Genomic DNA, 22,666 nt, shown 5'->3' on the forward strand with positions numbered 1-22,666 from the left:
TTAGTGCTGGATGATTTGTGCATAAAGCGAGATGGTTGATCAAAATTATCATCTGTGATAATATCATTTTGGAAGATTTTGGGGAGTTGATCCAAAATGCTATTCGTGATAAAATCATATTATTATTTTTGATTGGAGCAGTCTTAAATGAAAAAGACGGTATGTGAATTGTTTGCTGGTGTAGGTGGCTTTAGATGTGGATTAAACTCCATTTCAACGATAGAAGATGCCTCAAAGCCAGAAAAGTGGGAAACTGTATGGTTTAGTCAGTGGGAACCAGCAGATAAGAAGACACAGTGGGCACATGATTGCTATGTAAATAGATTTGGAACATGTTTGGATCTTGACGGGAAGGATACAACAAACGAGGATATAAATGCAGTGGAAAAGGCAAAGATTCCAGAGCATACACTCCTTGTTGGAGGTTTTCCTTGTCAGGATTATTCAGTTGCCTCAACATTGGCTACATCTAAAGGCCTAGAAGGAAAGAAGGGAATTCTTTGGTGGGATATAAGAGATATTCTTGAAGCTAAGAATGCTCCGTTTGTTCTTCTTGAGAATGTGGATCGTTTGATTAAGAGCCCAGCAAGCCAGAGGGGAAGAGACTTTGGAATCATTTTAGCATGCTTCAGAGATCTTGGATATACAGTTGAGTGGCGTGTCATAAATGCCGCTGAGTATGGATATCAGCAGCGAAGACGCCGTACTTTTATATTTGCGTACAGAAATGATACAAAGTATGCCAAGAAAGTGCTTGAGGAAGCGAATTATATCTCTATGCATGGCGATGAGATGCATAGACATAGTGTGGCAAAGATAATTCTTTCAAATGGCTTTTTTGCGACCAGCTTTCCGGTAGATCCACTTGACGCAAAATACGTTAAGATAGGAGAACTGCCTAAGGGTATTGGAGAATTATCTGAATCCTTCAGCTTTACATTTGAAAACTCCGGAGTGATGCTGGATGGAAAGATTTATACAGCTAAAACTGTGCCATCTTACGACGGAAAGCAGATTACTCTTGGGGACATCATGGAGACTGGGGATGTGGACAAACAGTTCTTTATCCCTAGAGAAAAACTGTATTATACAAGCCCTGATGTAACTCATAGTGATGAAACTAAGCAGAAGCTCACTAAAGAAGAACGTCAGACCTGGCAATATCTCAAGGGAGCAAAGAAAATATGCAGAACTGCTGCTAATGGACATGAGTATGTTTTCTCCGAAGGCCCTATTTCCCTTGTCGATGAGTATGATAAACCGGCGAGAACTATGCTCACTAGTGAAGGATCTTTTAGCAGGACCACTCACATTGTAAGAGATAAGCAAACAGGAGATATACGTCTTCTTACACCCGTTGAAATGGAGAGAATACAGGGATTTCCGTCTGATTGGACCAAAGAATGTCTCGTAAACGGAGAGACAGTTGAGATGCCTGTAAATAAGCGTAAGTTCATGATGGGAAATGCCCTGGTTGTTAATCTGATCAAGCAGATGGAACCAGTGCTTTCAGAAATAGTAGAGTCGGAAGGTTAATGACTAACTAAGTGAATAAATCTGTTAAAGGAGTAAGCAAATTGTGCTTGCTCTTTTTATTTATAAAGAATAAAAAATGCATTATATTTCGATAATAATTAACAGAATATGGATGATAAGTATTACAATTAAAATGGTGTAATGGAGCTTTTCGCATGTGTTTGATATATGTGTATGAGGTTTGCCGATGAATAAGAGGATCAGGGTATTTGAAAAAGAAGAAAGTTGTTACGATATTCTTTCTATGCTCATGCGCTCTGATTTAACTAAAGGCACTATTCATTGCAAAAGCGAGGAGATGAAGGATGCGCTTTGCTCGTATTTTGAACGTGTCGGAGTGCCGATTATTGGTAAAAATATCTTTGACGATTCAGATACGGGATATTATGTAACCTGTTCGGATAATAAGGAAACAAAAGGAAAGCACATTATCATCAACGATGAAAAAGGCAATATTGAGCATGATGATCTTGAGGTGATTACCATCGATGAGATTTCATTATCTTCGGACGCTGAAGAGATAAATATCGATGAAGTACCGATTCATCTACAGAATGAAGAAATAAAAAAGATGTTTGTGTATGCATTTCAGTGTGCCAAGAGCGAGATTGATATTATGAGTCCTTGGATGTCAAAGCAGGTGGTCATCAAGTTGAAACTGGCTGATCATATGGAGGAGGCACTTAAGCGGGGAGTGAAGCTGAAGATAATTTATGGTATTGGAACGGAGCATCAGGCTTTTAGTTCAACTAGAAATGTACAATCAGAAGATGTGGCGGAGTATCTTAGAAAAAGGTTTGAGCAGTATGGATCTTTGTTTTTCATAAGACGTGACAATAGCCATTATAAATTGTGCTTATGCGATGAGCTATACAAATTAGAGGGTGGGTTTAATTATCTTTCTTTTCCAGCTAATTATGATGATGAGAATACCTGGAAAGAGGGATCTCCATTTGGAAGGGATGTCAATGAGATAAGACATTTAAGAAGTCTATATTTTGGTGAATGATATGGTTGATATCAAATACTCTGCATTGTTTGCAGGTCAAGAGTTGGATTTATCCTATATTGAAAGATTACTAAAACAAGGGATAAAAGTCCTATGGTTTGGAAATGAAGAGGATGCAGAGATAATAAATAAAGCTGAATACAAAGACTATTCTGATGCAAATTATCTATGTGTTTATAAGAACCCTGAGAACATAAGCATTGTTATTTGTGATGGGAAAGTAGGGGATAACAAGGCAGCATTAGATAGTCTGGCTGATAATGATAACTCTTTTAATCTAGACCAGTATCTTGCTGAACATGCACCCGCTGACAACAATGAAATTGTTGAAGCACCGGCAGGGGCAGGCAAGACGAAGACTATGATAGATAGGATTTTGTTCCTTATGAGTACTGTAGATGGTCTGACTTTTAGTGATATAGCGATGATGACATTTTCAAATGATGCTACAGACTCCATGAGAAAGGACTTATTAGAAGCTCTTAATAAAAAGTATGAATTGACAAGGCAGATACGCTATTTCTCCATGATGGAAAGTATAGCTGATCTATCGAGTAGTACTATACACTCATTTTTCAAGAGAATAATGAGTGAAATGGGACCATCATTGGGGTATGGAACAAACATATCTCTTAGAAGTTACTTGAAAGAGAAAAAGGATATTGTAAGAGAGATCATTAACGAGAAATATGCAAATTCTGAAGGAAATGTTAAAGATTCCTTGGGTATGAGTACATATCAGATCCAAAGACTTGCAACTGATTATTGGGCGCAGTTGGATAATAAGGGACTTTCTTATGATGAGATAGAAATGCTGGATTGGGGGGAGGCTTACAGTGAAGCTGAGCGGATTCAGAGGACATTACAATATATTTTTAAGCTTGCGGATGAACGCTATGATAAGCTCAAATATCGAAATAATTCATTTTCGATGCAGGATATTCAGCATGAACTCCGCAGAGCAATGGACTCAGGTGCAGTAAGCCAATTTGTATCCAAGAAATATAGATATGTTTTTGTGGATGAATTTCAAGATAGTGATTCTAATCAGATAAGGATAATCGCGAAATTACTAGACTACTATAAGGGGCAATTATTTGTGGTAGGAGATCTGAAGCAAAGTATCTATAGATTCCGTGGAGCTACTGATACTGCATTTTATAAGCTTCGTAAGAATATGGAGAAAGAAGGGATAGATGAGGCACAGGATGTTGTTTTAAAGAAAAACTATCGTACAGCAAAAAATATTTTAGAGATTATGAATCCAATCTTTTCTGAGTGGAATCAACAGGGACTTATAGATTATGAAACACAGATCGAACCGACTAGAGATGATATAGATGGAGAATACAAGCAGATTATTGTAGATAACGATAGCAGGAGAAGTTTAGTAATCCGTGAATTACAAAGGATAATTCATTTGTTGGAAGAAAAAAGAGAGAATGCAAAGAAAGAGGAGAAAGAATTTAAGGCTGAGCGGATCATGGTCTTAACAAGGCAAAATGTTGAGCTTGCTAGAGTGAAGGAGTGGTGCGATGAGGCTGGGATAGTTTGTGCTATCCGTGAGCATGGAAAGTTTTATAAATCTGATGCGGTTCTTGACTTTGTTGCCTTGATAGAGTCATTGCATTATTGTGATGAGCCTATGTACGTGTATAACTATCTCAATAGTTCGTATTGTAAGTTGCAAAGTGTACCGGACGGCATATGGAATGCAAATGGCGATAAGCGACGCTTATTGACTGTGTTCGAAAAAATAGATGAGTATAAGACATGGAAAACGTTTGTGAGTCTTTCAAAGGAGAAACCTATATTTTCCGTTTTGTATCATATTGTTGAGCAGACAAATCCGGTAGTAAATTATGCAATCAAACAAAAAAGAAAATACCTAGCCCAGGGAATGGCGGAAATTGAAGCTAAACAACAAGCCAAGCTGGATTCGATACAATATGACTGTGATATAAAAAAGCTGATGTCATTATTGAGGAGCAGCTTTTCTGGAGAACGTGCTACTTTATATGACATATGCGGATTCTTACGTAACAAGATCAGTACCGATAAAAGCACGGATCAAGATATTCCGGATATACAGATGGATTTTGCCTTTGTGGAAGGTATGACTGTGCATCGGTCAAAAGGTCTACAGTTTGATAATGTATTTATCCCCTTTATGGATTTTCCTTTTGGAGGTCAGGGAAATTCTGAGATACTTATCTCAAATGATAAAAAAATGCTGGGATGGAGATATAAAAAAGGAAAGAACCAGTACATAACTAACATTAATTATCGGAACATGGCGGCCGAGGAGTACGATGCTGTCAAAAGAGATGAAACAAGACTTCTTTATGTTGCAATGACAAGAGCAGTAAGTGGACTGTATTGTTTTGTTACAAGAGGAACGCAGGATGCTGATACATGGTCCAGGCTTCTTCCAGAGGAGAGGGATTCTGATTGAAGTATAAAGTGTATGATTTCAAGGACATCAAGTTATTAGACAGGTCTTTAATTGCCGATGAGCTGAGAAATTCAGTTATAGTAACTGCTACAGCAGATTTGGCTAAAGAGTTGTCTGCTTATTATGCTGATTACAGTGTATTGGATGTTCATCAGATCATTCACGTATTACTTCAGGAATGGGAGAGTACTTCTAGAGATTTTAAGAACTATATTTCTTTGAGAAATTCACTTGAGGAATATCTTTTTGAATATGGTATTGATGAAGTTCTGGCCACGAGCTTAAGAAGGAATGCATATGACATGTGGAATGCCATTAAGCTTCTTATTGAAGCTGATGTCTATCCAGATGACATACCGGATGATATATCAGGGCAGGTAAGATGCTTTAAGGAAATTTGGAAAATAACTGAAAGAAACAATGATAAAGTAATGAAGCTTAGGACAAAACTAGCTTTTTCTTTGTCGGTAGCAAAGAATGTAAGGGAGATGATGGAGGACATCTGTAAATCCGAAAAGCTAGTCATGATAGGCTTTTATTTTATCACGCCTATACAGCAACGTCTTTTTGAAGTATTAGATAATGCCGGATATCAGTTAATCTTTTTGAATTGCAGGAATAAGGATTATCCATATTCTCATGCAATCTGGGAAAAATCATTTCATGAGATATATAGTGATGAAAAGCCACTCGATGTCCAAGAAGGCATGGGGAAGCAAAACGGATTTGGCGACGCGTTAGAAAATGGCATTCCTTATCGTGAGTGTGTCTTGAAAGCATATGATTCCGAGTTCGAATTCGCGAGATCTCTTAAGGAGTCGTTGGATAAAGGACATTTGGTGTATTCACCGGCTGCTAAGGAGTGTAATAAGTTACTAACAGAATTATATCCAGAAACAGACAAAGAAAGGCATTTTCTGTCTTACCCTGTGGGACAGTATATCTATAATCTTCACATGATGTGGGATGATTTTGATAATAAGCTTGTCTTAAAGCTGGAATACGTGAATAAATGCTTTGCGTCGGGATGGCTCTGTGCTGATGGAAAAAATGGCCGCTCATACACATATAGTTTAAAAAGAGTTGAACCACTTTTTGAAGGATGTAGGTACTTTGATAAGTGGAAAGAACGGATAGAAGAAGTGAAGAGAGCTAAAAGTCATGTTAGAGAATATGAGGTTGCGGTTTCGGATAGATATGAAAGAATCCTGTGCAATCCGTATGAGATGGTAGGTGCGTATTCAATTAGTGACGCTGAGCTTGATGATATATGCATGTTGTTGTCGCAGCTAATGAGTGACGCTGAGATGCTGTTTGGCGGTGAAACAAGAACAAATCTTTTTTCTCATTTGCAGAAGATAAAAGATCTTATTCAACTGCGGGCAAATGAGACGGAAATTGAGGAGGATGAAAAGGAAGTAGCAAGGGAGCTGATTGAGCGTTTAGATACCATTGTAGATGAGGATATGGAGTGTCCGCTTAACAGTATAAAGGAAGCAATTGTCTCTCTTGTGGGCAACAGGATAGACGAATACCAGGGTTTTGATGACGAAGTTACATATTCAGGTAATCTTGTTAGACCGTTAGCAATGGTAGAATCTTGTGCGTTGGCAGATTATGGGCAGCCAATTCATCTTGTGATGGCTGATGAGCTTACTCTTCCTGGTAAGAGAAGAAGTCTGCCATGGCCACTGACTGATAAAGTGATTGAGAGAATACGAGATAGTGTATCCGACAGGAAAAATGTTTTAGGCTATATTGAACGGATGATAGATGTTATCTCATTTCGGCCATTGTCATATAGATATTTGTTCTATTCATTCATTGGTAATAGGGATTGTATCTCTAATGGTGATTATCATAACAGACCTGAGTTATACATTGAATGGATGAAGAATAATGGAGATAAAAAGACAGCTGCATCTCCATATGTATATGTGATGGGCGAAATATTGAATGACCATCTTGATAGAAATGCAGATCAATTGTCTGTAGATGTAGAGTATGCTCTTAATACCGACAACCAGGAAGAAAACTCTGTAGACGAAAGACAGATTACTTTGCCTGTTGGAGTAGAGATGGAAAGGATGCTCTGCCCGTATAGATTTATATATGGATATGTTCTTAATAGTCATCCTGAATACAATGAGGAGTTTCATCTGTACAGCTATTATCAGCAATTGATATCTCTTTTTGGTGATAATAGGTCAGATAAAGAATTCAAAACTGATAAATACAACATAGCAAAGCAGCTAGAAGAATTATTTCCATTTCTTAATAAAGCCGAAGCTCATCAGGCTGCGGATTATGCAAAGAAGAAAGCTGCTAAAACGATTTTCAATTATAAAGGACATCAATGTTCTGATAAAGATCTTTCTTTGTACTATCTTGATGATAGATTAAAAGAATATGTTGTTAGGCTATATGAGGATTCTTTAAGGGGAAGGCGCAGTAATTCTGATTATTCAGGTAAATGTATGTATTGCCCATATAGGCATGTTTGTATAGAACAGTTCGAGGAAAGATAAATGAATGATGAAAATGTAGTCCAAAAGGCTAGTCGAAGAATTACCGATTATAGAGGTGAGAAAGCACTGGGATTGTTTCTTGATGAATTTTTTTATTCTGTCCTTGAGCAGGCAGGAATTATTGATTCGTTTGAACGCGTTTATTCCAAGAATGAGCAAGTAAATGGGAGTGACATCAAGATCCATATCAAAAATGGAACTCTTGTTATTGATGAGAAAGCACAGCTGTATTATATCAATCATCCTGTAGATACTTTTGCCCTCGAAGTGGATTATATTAAACCGGAGACAGGTAATTGCGTTGATGGATGGTTTATGGATTTACAGAATAAGACAGATAGTTACTTGTTCATATGGATACCAAGAGCAAAGGAGTCGAGGATTGAAAGAATAGTGTCGCATGACTTTTTGGAGATTGAAGCTTATTTAGTTGGCAAGGATAAGATAAAGGAGTGGCTCGGTAAGATTGGGTTAAGTACTGATAAGATTAAAGCCATTGCGGCAGATATGCGGAGTAAAGACGAGGACAGAAGGAAGATAAACGAAGATATCAGATTTAGAAAATCATCTGCTGATAAATATGTGGAAGCACCTGTGAACATAGTTATTTCCAAAAGAGTTTTGGCGGAACTGACAAGTAATAGATACAAGATTAGTAGAAATGGTTATTCTCTGATTTAGAATTAGCATTATGTTGAATAAAGGAATATTACTATGCTTAAGCTAGACAATATAAAAGCTGGGACACGTATATACCATAACATTTATAAAAATGGAACAATAGAACATGTAGATGAGAATACTGTTGATGTCAGGTTTGATAATGAGACAAGCAAGTCATTTCCTCTAAAAAAGGCACTTGTAATTCTCCAAGAGTCTAAAAACATTTCCGAAGTAGAAGAAATACATGATAACAAGAACAAAATTGGAAATGATTTGAATCGAGTTCAAAAGGCACCCGTAAAAAAGCTTCAAGCAGGAAATGCTGCTAAAGCTGCTAGCGATGCGTGGGTTAGCAAGCAAATGATGGGAAATGATCCAGGTTCTCCGTGGTATGACCCTGAAAGAGACGTTGATGTAAGCTATACAGGAGGCATGAATTATGGCGTTGTTACGACCAAACCTGTTCACTCTGTGTATGCCTTTGTGAAACTGGCCGCTGATTCCTTGACGGAAGAGATTGATGTAGCAAAGAAAGGGCAAGGGGCAAAATACCATCTGTCAGATGGCCGCCTTGTAGAACGTGGGCTTCGAGGAGGATATATTTACTATTTCGAGACAGATGCTGAATTACATTTACCTGAAGGTTCTGATATAAAAATCTGGTTTTCTTCAACAGAGTTTCAGTTTGGATCAGTTGTTTCCTGTGGCGAATATTCAGTAATGTTTTATACAGGAGTATCTATTGGGGATTCAGACACCTTACCTGATGTGGAGATATCGTCTTCTCCATGGCAGCTACTAGAGCATTTAAAAGAAAATATATTACAGCTAAGAAATAACATTGGGAACATAGCAAGGCAACTCATATTAGACGGATTTAATAACATAGACGGCGGTGCTGAAATTATAAGAGGGCAGGACAATGCCGAGACTATGGCGAGAACGCAGGATATCACTTTTGTATGGGGGCCTCCGGGAACGGGTAAGACAACAGTATTGGCAGATATAGCGCGCGATTGTTTGAAAGAACACAGGCGTGTTTTGATGGTTTCGTATAGTAATGTTGCTGTTGATGATGCCACTATCCGAGTTTTTGCTAATTGCAACAAGAGCATGACTGTGAAGCCTGGCGATATTATTAGGTATGGATATCCAAGAGATGAGTGGTTACTAAATCATGAATACATAACTTCATATAACATGGCGCTTTCTTCAAATCCAGATTTATTAGAAGAACGTGACTCTCTGCTAAAAAAGTTAAAAGGGTTAAAAAAGGATAGTAGCGAAAGAAAAAGAATAAATGACAGGCTTGGTGAGATAAGAAGAAGTTTGTCTGATGAAGAGAGGAAATATGTAATGGAAGCGGGCTTTGTTGCAACGACTGTGGCAAAGGCTGTTTCTGATACAACAATCTCTAGCGAGTATTTTGACACTGTATTGTTTGATGAAGCAAGTATGGCATATATTCCCCAGATAATATATGCGGCTAATCTTGCAAAGGTGCATTTTGTATGCTTTGGCGACTTTTGTCAATTGCCACCAATTGTACAGTCAGGTAAGAAGGGCTTTTTGAATGCAGATATCTTTACATACTGTGGGATAAAACCTGCCGTAGACAAAAAATGGGGACATAACTGGCTCTGTCTTCTTAATATCCAACACAGAATGCACCCAAGTATTTCAGAAGTCATTAACAGTGGCATGTATTCCGGACTCTTGGAGAATGATGAAGGAATAATTAAAGATGAAAAAAGAAACAAAATTGTTTCATATGCTCCCTTTGCGAATGAAGCCATTGGACTCTTTGATGTTTCTAACATGAATGTTTACTGTAGGAGAACGAGGGAATACTCCCACTATAATTTGCTGACTGCTTTTATTGATTATGCTACTGCTATTAGCATGGTTTCTCAGGATGAAGAAGTCAGAGTTGGCATCATAGCTCCGTATAACGTTCAGGCACGTTTGATAATGGCTATGATCAGAGATACATATGGTGATGAAGACAAAGACAAAAAGGTTGTAGCAGCGACTGTTCACCAGTTCCAAGGTTCTGAGAAGAGCATAATAATATATGACTCTGTGGATAGTTATCCATTAAGAAAAGCAGGAGGGCTTCTGGTAAGCACTGAAAATAATACTGCGAATAGACTTTTTAATGTTGCAATATCTCGAGCAGAATCAAAATTTATAGTTGTTTCTGATCGAAGCTTTGCATTGGGGTCTAATATCCCGAGCACTAATCTGTTCAAAAAATTACTTCTAAGCATTGGATATTCGGAGTTTAGTATGTATGATCTTACCAATGAATCAAACTCTTCTAGTTTTGGTAGAATGGGAATTTATCAACAGAAGCAGAGCATGTATGAAATAAAGTCCGATTTATTGAACGCTAAGAAGAGTATTCTTATAGAAATAGCAAAACCGTCTCTTATCGAGGATGATGATTTTAAGGAGCAACTAATAAGTGCTGGAAAGAGAAACGTGGCAATACGAATTAGATTAAAGAACGGGAAAATGCTTTCAAAAGAGCTTCAGCAATATGCAGTTGAAACTGAATATGTTGGGGAAAATGTTGTAGTAATCGATGACTTGGCAACTTGGTATATCGGGGACGAAAATGTCGCTGATGACAGAAACTATAGAGGCTATTTTGCAATAAAGTTTGAAGGTAGACTTACTTCGCGGATGATTACTAATCTTATGTATTTAAAAGGAAACTGAGGACATAGGAGATCTGGTATATGACGGACCAATCAAGATTAAAAAAAGAGGAGCAAGAGTCTTTTGACGGAGTCATAAAAGAACTTGATAATGCAGTACATAGAATATCTGGGAATAAATTTCATGGTCAGACTTCTGAGCTTAATACAAATACGGACTCATACGCAGATATAATTCAGGTTTCGCAAGGTAATAAAGACGCAGATGCAAAAATAAAGAATATAAAGGCTGCAGAGAAACAATTATATATTGCGCATGTGGTTCTGGATGAGACAGATGAACAAACAGGGCTTAAGACAAAACGAGATCTTTTTATTGGAAAACATGGATATAGTGATAATGGCAAAATAATTATAAGTTCATGGTATGCTCCTGTAAGCTGGCATTACATACAGAGTAACGCTTCGATTAACTATTCCTATCGGGATAAAAAATCAGGAGAAGCATTCAATTATCATTTAAAAAATAGGCGAGACCTTAAAATCCTGAAGCGCGTTGTGGAAGAGGTTCATGAATTATATGCTGAAGGAATGAATGAAGAAGAGATACAGCGTGTCTATTATGATTCATTTCTAGCGGATTTAGCATCACGGCGTGGACAGAGTGGCCCAAGTGACATAATAATGTCAATTCAAAAAGAACAGGCTGATATTGTCAATGAGCCTTTTGATCAGGATTTAATTGTGCAGGGATGCGCTGGGTCTGGCAAGTCTATGATCATGCTCCATAGATTGCCTGTTATTTTATACGACGAAGTAAATCAAAAACAGAGAAGCAATGTTGTAATTATTTCTCCATCAAAAGCATATATTGCGAGTATAGAAAACTTGATCTATGACTTGGAGATTGATGATATACCTAAGTTTACGCTGGAGGAATATTTTGCAGAGAAAATCAATTATTTAGATAAACAGATAGGGCTTTCTAAGATCATCCTCCCAAGAAGTAATTATCTTGTAGATAGGGAGACGGTTGAGCAGGTTTATTCATCAGACATGCTTGACTCAATCTATGGTTATGCCATTGAACTCGCGCAATGTGATATTGTTTCAAATCCTTACTTAGATAGATATATTGAAAAGACGGGAGATGAGATTCCATCGTTTGAAAGTGGAGTATTAGTAAACTGCGCAGAAAATCGTTGGAACTATATAAATAAGGTCATTTCATCTGATGGAAAGTGCATTGCAGTATTTGAAAAGGTCGTGCAACTTGCAGATATGGTTCGCACTGATCTTAGGTCGCTGATAGATGAACTAAAGATTGCGCAGGATGTTCTTAATGAAAAAGAAAAATCTGAAGAAGATATATCTGATGAACACGATAATAGAGGTGGCACAAATATAGATAAAACAGAAATCGAAGATATTGAAGAAGATGATGACTATATAGATACCGCTAATACACAAAGTGCAGGAGGTATTAGGGATAATACAGAAGCATTTAATTACTTGACAGACCTTTCAGCTTTTGTTCGGAAAATTCCGGCAGCTGTCGATGATGAAATTATCAGAAGAAATTATGAAATCGCCTATGGGGCGTATAAGATTATTTCTGAGGTCATGCAGGATCTGAACCATATCAAGGAATATCTTGAAGACATTAATCAGGAAACTATAAAAAACATTTCCGTATTGTCGACTGATAATTTTAAGAAAATAATAAATGGTGTAAGTAGGATTTCCAAAGACTTGAACCGATTAGAAAACCAATGCTCTATGGCACAGGATTATAGTGAAGTGTTTGATATGCTTGAATCTTCGCATAGCCGGGTGTCCTTGTGCGAGGAAATCCTTAGAAAAGTCATGGAAGAGATACATGACTTCAATAAGAAAATCACTGTTAGTAATTCGTATTCTTTTACAAGATATCTGATTTTGTGGATATATTTGTATATTAATTATGACCCTGAGTCCGATTTTAAGCCTTTCTCACGAGACAGATTAATAATGATTGATGAAGCGCAAACTCTTATGCCAATGGAGATTGAGCTTATTAAGAAGGTCAACTACAAAGTGGCATTAGATTTGTTTGGGGATACAAACCAGCGAGTACCGGAAGAAAAAGGTATGAGTGTTTGGCCTGAAAGAATAATTGATGGATATGGGTTTAAGTACTATGAGCTGAATAATAATTATAGAAATTCGGCAGCCATTACATCGTTTTGTAATAAAAACCTGAATCTGAAAATGGTGCCGGTTAACCTACCGGGAATCATGGTAAAAACAATCTCTTTTGAAGGATGGGGAGATGCTGTAAAAAAGGTAGAAAAAGAGTTAAAGAGCAGAGATAAAGAGTATCGAACCGCAATAATTTATAAGAGACAATCTGTCAATAATGCATTACGACATATAAGAGATGATAATTATTGCAACGAAATAAATGGACAGAATAGCACAATCACAAAGGCGAAAGTCAATTTTGTAAGGGTAAGGTATGTTAAAGGTGTTGAATTTGATAGCGTAATTGTTCTTGATTCAGGCAAATTCAGCAAAGAGGAATTGTATATTGCTTATACTAGAGCGCTGTCACGATTAACAGTGATTAAAATTGAAAAGGATAATCAGGATTATGAAGAACCTTCTGAAGACGTTGTTAATGATGACAAGATTTATGAAGTAACAGGAGTATTTAAATGTCCTGAATGTGGTAAGTCAGGGGCGAAAAAAGATCAGAGGTTTTACACGACAAAACAAGGCGAACAAATTGGATTTGAGTGTTTTGTGTGCGATTGTGGGGCTGTATATATGAGTCAAAAGCAGCATAAGAAATATCCAATGATTCCCACAATATTAAAAAATACGCCGGTTATTCAGAAGATTAAAAACAAGCCTAAGATTAACAATAAGCCTGCAAAAGCAATTATCAAAGCTAAGACATCATTTGGGATATGTACTTCATGTCGAATGCCAAATACTTTGTATGAAGGGGAATTATGCTGGGATTGCTTACAGGGAAAAAGAGGAAGTATATATACTGATTAAACCACGAAATGTATGAGAACCGCATGGGAGACGGCTTTGCGAGCTGTCATTATTATCGGACAGCATTTGAGTACAATAGAATTATAAGAACCACAAAAGTTGTTGGGGCACTGGGGAGAAAGGTAACACGTCATGGAAGATAATGGCGCTATTAGAGAGTATTCTTCATCCGGGGTCTCAACTTTTTTGCATCATACAGAACTCGGAGAGGCAATAAAGCAGATTACCTTCGAGAGAAAAACATATCTTGGAGTAGTGAAGGTGTACGGGCTTAGGAACAAGGAATATCTGCTTGAGAATGTCCAGGGACTTCAGATAGGTGATTGGGTAACTCTTTATCGAAAATATAATAGTGAATCTCCTGATTGCACAGCAGTAGCGTCTGCATTTCCTGATGATGGATCATCAATAAGGGTTCATACGCTGGCAGGGTTATGTCTGGGATATATTCAGCCTCCGGAGAGATATGTTATGGCTGAGCTTATGAAGGCAGGGAAGCACCTTTATGCAAAGGTACATTCATTAAACGTGGATATGCCAATGGAAGAGCTGGACACGCAGAAGGCAGTTACACTTGACCTGTACTGGATGGAAGAGTCTAAACCGCTTAATCTGGCCAATACCTTCGAAATAGGTGAGACAAAGGGTGAAGTTATGGAGAAGAATGGTAATGCTATTTGGCTGGCATATTCTTTTCCTGACAGGAATTCTAAGTATCTTGACGGCATTAGTGAAGCAATTGACCAGATGGAAGTAAATGATCATCTAAGACTGATAAAAAGAGCTACTGAAGACAATCCCTGGGCCATTGAAGTATGGAGTGATGACAAGAAGCGCTTTTACGGGCACATGGACTCCCGGGATACTAAGATTCTTTCGCATATGCTTGATGCGGGAAAGCATGTTTATGGCGTTGTCAGGAACAGGCAGAGATCAGAGCTTCCGCATCTGTTACATTATGACTTTGACATTTACGTTGAGGATAAGTGATTTATGGGAAATGAGATTGTTTTAACTCAGATCATAGATGAATATGAGTCCCTGATACAGGAAGTGCAGAAGCTGAAAATGGTGGTCGCCGCACTGGAAGCAGAAAAGGATGATCTTGAGCTTAATGTCTGCAGAAGGCTCAGAGCAGAGTATGACGAAAAGATTGGACATCTTGAGTTGCAGATAACCAGCTATAACCTGGAGATTGAAAGACTTCGTTCTATCATTGAGAGCATGCAGGCGGCAGTAAACAGGGATGAGAAGATCACTCCAGAAGACGCTGGAAAAGAAGCGGACGAGAAGCTGAAAAACTTCTATGACGACCTAGGCAAAAGAGCTGAGCAGGCCAAGGAAGATGAAGAGTTTGCCAAAAAGCGTGCAGAGCAGGATGAAAAGAATGCCCAAGATGCCGGATACAGTGAAGATGAGCCCGAGGACGAGGAGCCATTTGACTGGGATGAGTTCTTCAAGAACATAGATGATTTTAATAAGGTCTTTGAGGATTTCTTTAGAGCTTTTGGGAATGCCTTTGGTGGCGGTTCTGAAAGCAGCAAAGATTATTCAAGAGCAGAGTCATTTGACCAAGGCGGTTCTGCTAAGAAAAATGTCAATCCGGCCAAAGAGCTTAAGAGCCTGTATCGTAAGATTGTTAAGGCTCTCCATCCTGACAACAAGAAGAACAGAACACCGAAAGATGATGAACTTCTTATGGAAGCAAAGAAGGCCTTTGAGGAAGGCAATCTTGAAAGACTTCGACAGATTGCTGAGATGATTGAAGATGAGGATATCGAAAAGAGATTCAAGAATACTCCAGAGGACATCGAGGCTCTTAAGAATTTGAAATATAGATTAAAGACCAGGCTGATGTACCTGCAAAGGGAGGTTCAGCGAATTAAGAATAGCTTCCCTTATAACGAGAAGGACTTCCTTGCTGATGATGAAGCCGTTGCAGCTAAGCAGAAAGAACTCAATAAGATCATTGAAAGCTGTAAAAATACAATTGCAGCACTTAAGGAGAGAATAGCTATTCTTCAGGAGCAGATGAACAGCTGATTGTATGAGGTTCTGTTATGGACATACAGGAATTAAAAAACACAATAAATGATTTCGGTCGAGCTATGAAGCTCATTCAGGAGAAGTCAAACGCTGATTCAGATCTTGTGGAACCTGCAAGAGCAGAGATTGCATTCTTTGGACTGTATCTCATTTTTGAGGAAGGCTCTTTTGATGAAAAGGAGCTAGAGCTTATAGAGGAAGCCTCAGGATTTAAGATAAACAGAAATCATTGGAATGAGATCATGGAGCTTGGGAGAGTAGATTCGGAGGAGAACTACCTTTCACAACCACCGCATACTTTCTCGGTGATGGTGGATGTAGACAATATGCTTTATGAAATCGGCGAGGAACCGACAGCATATAACGCGGCATATGAAGTTTATAAGCTTGTTGGGGATACATTAGCAAACATAAAAGGTTTCACTGATGACAAGAGGCAAGGGAAGCTTGAAAGATTCATGGAAATGATAGAGAAGTATCGAAGAGAACATTCGGATGAGCCTGAAATTAGGAATGGAGCGAATGAGGAGAAGGTAGTCATTCCTTCAAAGAAAGGCGTTCCGGCACCAAAGAAGAGTTAAAGAGAGGAATTTACTATGAATACAGCACTTAAGAGAGCAATGGATGAATTATATACGCTGTGTGATCCGAATGGAGCATCAGTTAGCGGAGCAGCTGCCAGCAATAGCTCAGAGAGAGAAGCACTGAAGACAGAGATGGTTGACTTTTTGTCATACCTTTCTGCTGCAGATGGGACAATCTCAGAAGTTGAGACTTCTTTCATAAATGAGTACTTTAGCCTTAATTATTCTGCAGAGGAACTGAAGGCATATATTGAAAAAAATGGAATCTATTCCACTGCTTTTGAGAAGAAAGCTCCTGGTACGCTGGTAAGGCTGATTGAACAGGATAACAATGCGTTTAAACAGAGATTGGAACTATCTGTTTCTGCCAGTGCATCATACATTGATGTATTTGATTGCTTGGGCAAAGAGTTCATCGTTTGCGATGGTGAAGCTGAGAAGCAGGAGATTGAGGATTTCTCAACTTATATGGATACGCTTAGGAAATATAAGAGAGAACACAGCTCTTTCTCTGACAAGGTGAAAGGCTCAATAGATATCAGCGATGTGCACCCAGGAGAAACTATTCCTAAGTTTGATGCCGATGGAAACAAGGAGAAGACCCTGGAGGAGCTGCTTGAGGAGCTTAATGAGCTTATCGGCCTTGAGTCAGTTAAGAAGGACGTTAATACTCTGATCCATATGCAGGAAATCAAGAAGCTTCGTAAGGAACGCGGCCTTAAGGAGATTCCGGTATCTAATCATCTTGTGTTCTATGGCAATCCCGGAACCGGAAAGACTACAGTAGCGAGACTTCTGGCACAGATTTACCACGTGATGGGAATTCTTTCGAAGGGACAGTTTATTGAAACGGATCGCTCAGGTCTTGTTGCCGGATATGTTGGTCAGACTGCTCTAAAGGTTCAGGAAGTGGCTCAGAAGGCTCTTGGCGGAGTACTGTTTATAGATGAGGCATATTCCCTGACAAGGAGTGATAGTGGTAACGACTATGGCGCTGAAGCTGTGGATACTCTGCTTAAGTTCATGGAAGACCACAGGGATGACTTCATTGTTATCGTTGCCGGATATCCGGAGCTTATGGCTGAATTCATCGATTCTAACCCGGGTCTAAGGTCCAGGTTTAACAAGTATATTAACTTTGAGGACTACGATGATATAGAACTTCTTGAAATCTTCAAGCTCATGTGCAAGCATTCCGGATATATACCTACAGAGGAAGTAATCAAGCACTGCGCATATACCTTTGAGAAGAAGTACCAGAATCGTGGCAAGAACTTTGCTAATGCACGAGAGATAAGGAACTTCTTTGAGACTGCCATGATGAACCAGGCAGACAGGCTCTTTGAAATCAAAGAGCCAACCAATGAGCAGTTGAGTACACTGGAACTGGCGGATGTGGAAGGAATAGTGTAATCAGAAAAAGCTGGCTAACAGTTCGATATATGGGGGAACGCTGGGGATGAATACGGATATTTACAAGATTTATGAACTTTTTGATACTTTGCCCATAGAAGATAAGGAGATGGTTGTTAGAAACCTTACTGCAGAGATGAAGAATGCCGGAACAAAGAAGGTTAAGAAAGTTAATAAGGCTCAATTTTCAAAGTCGCATCTGGAAAAGGCTTGGGAGCGTATTGGCGAGGAGATAAGTGAGCTCAGGGATGCGCCGTACATTGATGATAATATCGAGATTACTTATGTTTGGAATATATGTGACGAGCTGATTGAGAGTGGAAAACTTGGCAAGGAATCCTGGGAACTGCGAAAGAAGATCATTAAGGATATTATCAAGAACCATTATTATGATGAATACAGTGTTGATGACCCTCTTGAGCAGTTGATGCAGGCTATGTGTACCAACAAAAAAGAAAAACAGGAATGCGCAGATATGCTTTTGAATTCAGGTTACTCATATCTTGCATTTGATGGGGCGAAGATTTATAAGGAATTGGGGCAGCCTGCGAAGTATTACAAAATGATAGAGAATTATCTTAGTAGTAATCCGCGGGAGTATCTGGAGCTGATAGAGTACTACAAAGATACTGATCCAGATAAGGCGTGTGAAATAGCGGAGCGGGGTCTGAAAAAGTGCTATCAGAATCGCACCGAGTTCCTTATATGCTTGATTCAGCGAGCGAAAGATAAAGGCGATGAAGAACGATATTATAAGCTTCTTCGTGGGGCACGGCTTCGCAGCTATGTTGATGTCAGCAAAATCTATGAAAAGTTTGGCGTAGATAAAAACGCGTTGAGAGCAGCAAAGGCGAAAAAGAAATGAAGATGTCCAATATTGGACAGATTAGAGGAATCTTATGGGATTATTTGATGTTGATGAAGTGAAACTTCAGGCTTATTACCACAGAGCCTGGCTTGAGTGTAATAGGGGCTATGTTGATCCGAGGAAATATCCTTACCTCGATAAGGCACTGTATATCTTTGCCAGAGAGAATAACTGCACATACGATGAGGCATATCTACTTGCCAAGACAGGAAAGAAGTTCTTTTAATGGGAAAAACTACTGATAATGTGGGAATTATCCCGGTTATAAGTGAATATGACAAGCTTATCGAGGAAATCCTTGAGCTTGAACTTAAGCTGGCGGCTCTAGCAGAAGAGATTGATGATTTGGAGAATCACATATGTGTGGAGCTGAGGGCAGACTATGACCAAAAGGTAGGAAATCTTGAGTATCAGGCTCAGGCATACAGACTTGAGATTGCTCGCTTGAAAAGAGCTATTGAACTGCTACAGGCAGCTATCAATCGTCAGGAAGCTGCCAAGTATGAAGAAGTTCAGAAGAAGGTCGAGCAGGAGTACAAGCAGTACGAGGAAGACCTGAACAAGAAGGCTGAAGATATGAAGCGCGACAAGGAGTATAAGGAACGTCGTGCCAAGCAGGATAAAAAGAACGAAGAAAGAGCCGAGGAAGAGAGAAAAGCCAGGGAAGAAGGAAAGGATTCGAAGGGAAAAGGTCCTGGTGGAAAAGACGATGAATCTGTTGATAAAGATGATTCATCCAAAGGTAAAGACAATAAAGAGGATGAAAAGTCTTCTGAAAATGGCAGTGAGGACAGAGAAAAAGCTGAGGATGCTGGTCTTGGTAATGACAGCGAGACTATCCATGAGACTCCGAAGGAGGAGCTCAAGCGTCTATACCGGATGATCATGAAGAAACTTCATCCTGATGCTAATCCTAATGCAACAGAGAAGGACAAGGCACTTTTGCTAAAGGCACAGAAAGCATATGCAGAAGGTGACCTTGAGACTCTTCGTGAGATAGCAGACCAGCTGGATGATACAGATATTACTGAGAAATACAGCGATAATCCTGATGATATAGCTAAGCTTCGAGAGCTTAGGGCTAAGCTCGCTGAAAAGGTCGAGATTCTCCTTGCACATATTGATGAGATCAAGAACAGCTTCCCTTACACCGAGAAGGACTTCCTTGCTAATGAGGATGCTGTTAAAGCAAGGCAGGAAGAGTTGGCAGAGTATAACAGGCAGTGTGCAGATAAGATTATTGAGCTTCAAGAAAAGATCCTTGAGCTCAGCAAAGTGGCTGAAAAGAACGAGAAAGAAGCCAAGAAGCGTAAAGCTAAGAAGGAGTAGCCTATGGGAGATAACAACGAGCTTGCAAATGTTCAGAATGCTGCGCTTACGTCAAGTATTCTCAGTAAAAATGGCATCGATACGAGTCTTCCGTTTTCTAGGGATATCTTTTTAATGAATACCATGATCAACGGTGCTATGCACGTGAAGACTATTTACAAGCAGGCTAAGGCACTAAAGAAAGGCGACAGGCTCAAACTGCTGTTGGAACCCAAGAATAAGTATGATGAGAAGGCAATTCTTGTTCTTGATCCTAAGGGGAAGAAACTTGGTTATATCCCCAGAGTTAAGAACGAGGTTCTTTACCATTTGATGGATGCAGGAAAGGAACTGTTCGGAATTGTTCATGGTGGTGATATAGGGGACCATCTTGACGAACGGGATTCCTGGATTGAGATTTACATTGATGTTTATATGTGTGATTGAGGCGACGAAAGTTGTTAGCGGTTGCAAAAAAGAGAGGAACTATTACTCAAATGAAAACATGCCGGTTGTGTGGGTCACAAGGACCACTTACATCTGAAGGTTTTTGCTATGCGTGTCACAATAAAGAAGTAGATAAGCGGACGGGAGGACTGCTTATTACAATCATTGTACAGGACAGTGACTGGGAGCGAGAACGGTTTTATGTGACTGTTCGTAAGAAGGATACAAATCACGAACAACATATTTTTTATTTTGCAGATGAGATTGGAAGGTCTATCATTACAGAAATCCAAAAGAAAGCGGAAAAAATAGAAATTCAAGGTAAGCTTTATGCAATAAAGGAAGTAATCAATCATGATGACAGGTACGCTAATTGGAATGCGCTTATTGATATAAGATTTCTTGATGTGGTTCAGGATGATCAATATAACAGGCTTTTAACTCAAAAAGGAATTCATCCTCAAGACATTTTGATATGGTCTGACATTGTTACTGGCTTTGCGCCTATTCAAGTTGTATTTGACAAATCCCATAGCGAATACATTACGAGCGTTAGTAGATATAAGAGCTTTTTTTACAAATATGGAAAGGGAAAGTTAGGAATACACTATTGCAGAAATGGGAAAGTTCATCACAATTATGACGATGATAACGCATTGTATGACTTGAGGGATAAATCATTATTAAGTGAGTTTGGATATTCGGTAGCGGGTAATAATCTTACTGAAGATGAAAGACAAGGAATTCTTGAAGAGATTATTGAAACCGGATTGGCAAGCAAAGGCGATGTATTGAAAATTCTCAAATTTAATATCCAGTCACATAAAAGCAGTAGTTATATGAGTGCTAGAAAAAAGTGGGAAAAAGACGTCGAATTTGTTGACTCGTTATGACTTGTACGATGACTTGTACAGGCTTGTGGCTTGTACGGGCTTGTACGGAGCCCGTTGAAAGTTGGGGTTACGGAATGAAACTGAAAAGTTACGTTTCGTAACCTTTGCTATTGCCACAATTTCTTTTGCCAAATATAATCAGCTCATCAGAGTCGACACTGATAAGGAGCAAAAGCATGGATGAAAAAGATAAGCAGATTTTGAATATGATTAAAGGCGATGCCCGAAAGAGCTATCAGGAGATTGGAGATGCGCTGGAAATCTCCAGAGTGGCTGCAAAGAAGAGGATAGCTAAGCTTGAGGAAGCCGGAATCATCCGCCAATATAACACTTACATCAAGAGAGATGATGAGATAACGATGCTGATCGATATCATTACCACACCCGAAGGGTTCGACAGGGTGCTGGAATATGTCGCCACAAGAACAGTGTATGTGCGTCAGATCTACACAACTCTCAAGGAGTATCATATTCATCTTGTTGCTGTATCCGATTCTCTAGAGCAGATCAATTACATGGCCAAGATAATCAAAAAGGCCTGCATTGATGATATCGTTGAATATCATGCGCGCCAGGTCCGGGAGATTATCAAGGACGTCTATGGAGGAATTGAATATGAGCGCAGATCAGAGTCAGACACTGTCACAGATAATCGAGCAGATAACAGGGGACAGGATTCATGAGAAAAAGGGCGGGAAGTTCTTTTTCAATATTTACCTGAATTCCAAGATGAGCGAGACGCCAATTGAGGCTTTGGACCTCGGGGTCAGAGCATATAACAGTTTGAAGAGAGCTGGATACGGAACCATCGGAGATCTGGCAGAGGCAATTGCCGGTGGAACAGAAATCAGTAAGATAAGGAACTGTGGATCCAAGAGCTGCAGAGAGATAATGGAAAAGCTCTTTTTGTATCAGTACAGTGCACTTCCTAAGGAGAAGAGAGCAAAATATATCCTGGAAGTTGTGCAGATGAATGCAGCAAAACAGGGCTCTTGAGGTCAAAAGAACTATTGTTCGTGGATATAGGGAGGTTTATAACCCTAATAGAGTATTAGACTTAGGTCATAAGATAAAGCAAGGGCTAAAGCTCTTTTTCCAAAACAGCGATTTAAAACGAGTTAAGTGACGGAAGACAACATTTATTCCAATGAGTCCGAGCTTTATCATAGGAGTAAGATAACACACAGTTCACCCACAAGGAGGAAAGA

The 22,666-nt window shown here is 39.1% G+C and carries 18 protein-coding genes; all 18 read left to right on the forward strand.

Annotated features, from left to right (window positions below; all coding sequences use genetic code 11):
• Positions 1–147 precede the first annotated feature (147 nt).
• The 18 genes from dcm (at position 148) to G632_RS0110565 (ending at position 22,454) form a co-directional block, all read left to right on the forward strand.
• Entirely contained in the window at positions 148–1,536 is a 1,389-nt protein-coding gene (dcm, locus tag G632_RS0110480; RefSeq protein ID WP_022769092.1) for a DNA (cytosine-5-)-methyltransferase, read from the forward strand.
• Between the two features lie 187 nt (positions 1,537–1,723).
• Entirely contained in the window at positions 1,724–2,545 is an 822-nt protein-coding gene (locus G632_RS0110485; RefSeq protein WP_022769093.1) for a hypothetical protein, read from the forward strand.
• 1 nt (position 2,546) lies between these two features.
• A complete protein-coding gene (locus G632_RS0110490) occupies positions 2,547–5,000 on the forward strand; it encodes a UvrD-helicase domain-containing protein (RefSeq protein WP_035782517.1) in 2,454 nt (817 codons plus the stop codon).
• Positions 4,997–7,528 (forward strand): hypothetical protein, encoded by a 2,532-nt coding sequence (locus tag G632_RS0110495; RefSeq protein WP_022769096.1) that lies wholly within the window; start codon positions 4,997–4,999, stop codon positions 7,526–7,528. The genes G632_RS0110490 and G632_RS0110495 overlap by 4 nt, the downstream gene beginning before the upstream one ends.
• Entirely contained in the window at positions 7,529–8,209 is a 681-nt protein-coding gene (locus tag G632_RS21220; protein ID WP_022769097.1) for a hypothetical protein, read from the forward strand.
• 33 nt (positions 8,210–8,242) lie between these two features.
• A complete protein-coding gene (locus tag G632_RS19655; RefSeq protein ID WP_022769099.1) occupies positions 8,243–10,915 on the forward strand; it encodes an AAA domain-containing protein in 2,673 nt (890 codons plus the stop codon).
• Between the two features lie 20 nt (positions 10,916–10,935).
• The gene (locus tag G632_RS0110510) at positions 10,936–13,899 is read left to right on the forward strand and encodes a hypothetical protein (RefSeq protein ID WP_022769100.1); all 2,964 of its coding nucleotides are present in this window, start codon (positions 10,936–10,938) and stop codon (positions 13,897–13,899) included.
• Positions 13,900–14,085: 186 nt separating this feature from the next.
• Positions 14,086–14,889 (forward strand): hypothetical protein, encoded by an 804-nt coding sequence (locus tag G632_RS0110515; protein WP_155828876.1) that lies wholly within the window; start codon positions 14,086–14,088, stop codon positions 14,887–14,889.
• A gap of 3 nt (positions 14,890–14,892) precedes the next feature.
• Positions 14,893–15,942, forward strand: coding sequence for a J domain-containing protein (locus G632_RS0110520; protein ID WP_022769102.1), 1,050 nt, complete (start codon positions 14,893–14,895; stop codon positions 15,940–15,942).
• Positions 15,943–15,959: 17 nt separating this feature from the next.
• The gene (locus G632_RS0110525; RefSeq protein ID WP_022769104.1) at positions 15,960–16,526 is read left to right on the forward strand and encodes a hypothetical protein; all 567 of its coding nucleotides are present in this window, start codon (positions 15,960–15,962) and stop codon (positions 16,524–16,526) included.
• Positions 16,527–16,541: 15 nt separating this feature from the next.
• The gene (locus G632_RS0110530; protein ID WP_022769105.1) at positions 16,542–17,942 is read left to right on the forward strand and encodes an AAA family ATPase; all 1,401 of its coding nucleotides are present in this window, start codon (positions 16,542–16,544) and stop codon (positions 17,940–17,942) included.
• A 46-nt stretch (positions 17,943–17,988) separates the two neighbouring features.
• On the forward strand, positions 17,989–18,807 hold the full coding sequence (locus tag G632_RS0110535; protein ID WP_022769106.1) for a hypothetical protein: 819 nt from the start codon (positions 17,989–17,991) through the stop codon (positions 18,805–18,807).
• A gap of 34 nt (positions 18,808–18,841) precedes the next feature.
• On the forward strand, positions 18,842–19,036 hold the full coding sequence (locus G632_RS0110540; protein ID WP_022769108.1) for a hypothetical protein: 195 nt from the start codon (positions 18,842–18,844) through the stop codon (positions 19,034–19,036).
• Positions 19,036–20,139 (forward strand): hypothetical protein, encoded by a 1,104-nt coding sequence (locus tag G632_RS0110545; protein ID WP_022769109.1) that lies wholly within the window; start codon positions 19,036–19,038, stop codon positions 20,137–20,139. Before G632_RS0110540 ends, G632_RS0110545 begins: the two co-directional genes overlap by 1 nt.
• Before the next feature lie 3 nt (positions 20,140–20,142).
• The gene (locus G632_RS19660) at positions 20,143–20,565 is read left to right on the forward strand and encodes an HIRAN domain-containing protein (RefSeq protein ID WP_022769110.1); all 423 of its coding nucleotides are present in this window, start codon (positions 20,143–20,145) and stop codon (positions 20,563–20,565) included.
• An 11-nt stretch (positions 20,566–20,576) separates the two neighbouring features.
• Positions 20,577–21,458, forward strand: a complete 882-nt coding sequence (locus G632_RS0110555; RefSeq protein ID WP_022769111.1) for a hypothetical protein — start codon at positions 20,577–20,579, stop codon at positions 21,456–21,458.
• 176 nt (positions 21,459–21,634) lie between these two features.
• The gene (locus tag G632_RS0110560; protein WP_022769113.1) at positions 21,635–22,141 is read left to right on the forward strand and encodes an Lrp/AsnC family transcriptional regulator; all 507 of its coding nucleotides are present in this window, start codon (positions 21,635–21,637) and stop codon (positions 22,139–22,141) included.
• Positions 22,074–22,454, forward strand: a complete 381-nt coding sequence (locus G632_RS0110565; protein WP_022769114.1) for a DNA-directed RNA polymerase subunit alpha C-terminal domain-containing protein — start codon at positions 22,074–22,076, stop codon at positions 22,452–22,454. Before G632_RS0110560 ends, G632_RS0110565 begins: the two co-directional genes overlap by 68 nt.
• Positions 22,455–22,666: the final 212 nt, after the last annotated feature.

Source organism: Butyrivibrio sp. NC2007, assembly GCF_000421405.1.
GTDB lineage: Bacteria > Bacillota > Clostridia > Lachnospirales > Lachnospiraceae > Butyrivibrio.

Coding starts and splice junctions, on each gene's coding strand:
- G632_RS0110490 (WP_035782517.1), top strand. CDS start 2,547: ATGGTTGATATCAAATACTCTGCATTGTTTGCAGGTCAAGAGTTGGAT.
- G632_RS0110485 (WP_022769093.1), top strand. CDS start 1,724: ATGAATAAGAGGATCAGGGTATTTGAAAAAGAAGAAAGTTGTTACGAT.
- G632_RS21220 (WP_022769097.1), top strand. CDS start 7,529: ATGAATGATGAAAATGTAGTCCAAAAGGCTAGTCGAAGAATTACCGAT.
- G632_RS0110560 (WP_022769113.1), top strand. CDS start 21,635: ATGGATGAAAAAGATAAGCAGATTTTGAATATGATTAAAGGCGATGCC.
- G632_RS0110510 (WP_022769100.1), top strand. CDS start 10,936: ATGACGGACCAATCAAGATTAAAAAAAGAGGAGCAAGAGTCTTTTGAC.
- G632_RS0110545 (WP_022769109.1), top strand. CDS start 19,036: ATGGGAAAAACTACTGATAATGTGGGAATTATCCCGGTTATAAGTGAA.
- G632_RS0110535 (WP_022769106.1), top strand. CDS start 17,989: ATGAATACGGATATTTACAAGATTTATGAACTTTTTGATACTTTGCCC.
- G632_RS19660 (WP_022769110.1), top strand. CDS start 20,143: ATGGGAGATAACAACGAGCTTGCAAATGTTCAGAATGCTGCGCTTACG.
- G632_RS19655 (WP_022769099.1), top strand. CDS start 8,243: ATGCTTAAGCTAGACAATATAAAAGCTGGGACACGTATATACCATAAC.
- G632_RS0110525 (WP_022769104.1), top strand. CDS start 15,960: ATGGACATACAGGAATTAAAAAACACAATAAATGATTTCGGTCGAGCT.
- G632_RS0110520 (WP_022769102.1), top strand. CDS start 14,893: ATGGGAAATGAGATTGTTTTAACTCAGATCATAGATGAATATGAGTCC.
- G632_RS0110530 (WP_022769105.1), top strand. CDS start 16,542: ATGAATACAGCACTTAAGAGAGCAATGGATGAATTATATACGCTGTGT.
- G632_RS0110565 (WP_022769114.1), top strand. CDS start 22,074: ATGAGCGCAGATCAGAGTCAGACACTGTCACAGATAATCGAGCAGATA.
- G632_RS0110540 (WP_022769108.1), top strand. CDS start 18,842: ATGGGATTATTTGATGTTGATGAAGTGAAACTTCAGGCTTATTACCAC.
- dcm (WP_022769092.1), top strand. CDS start 148: ATGAAAAAGACGGTATGTGAATTGTTTGCTGGTGTAGGTGGCTTTAGA.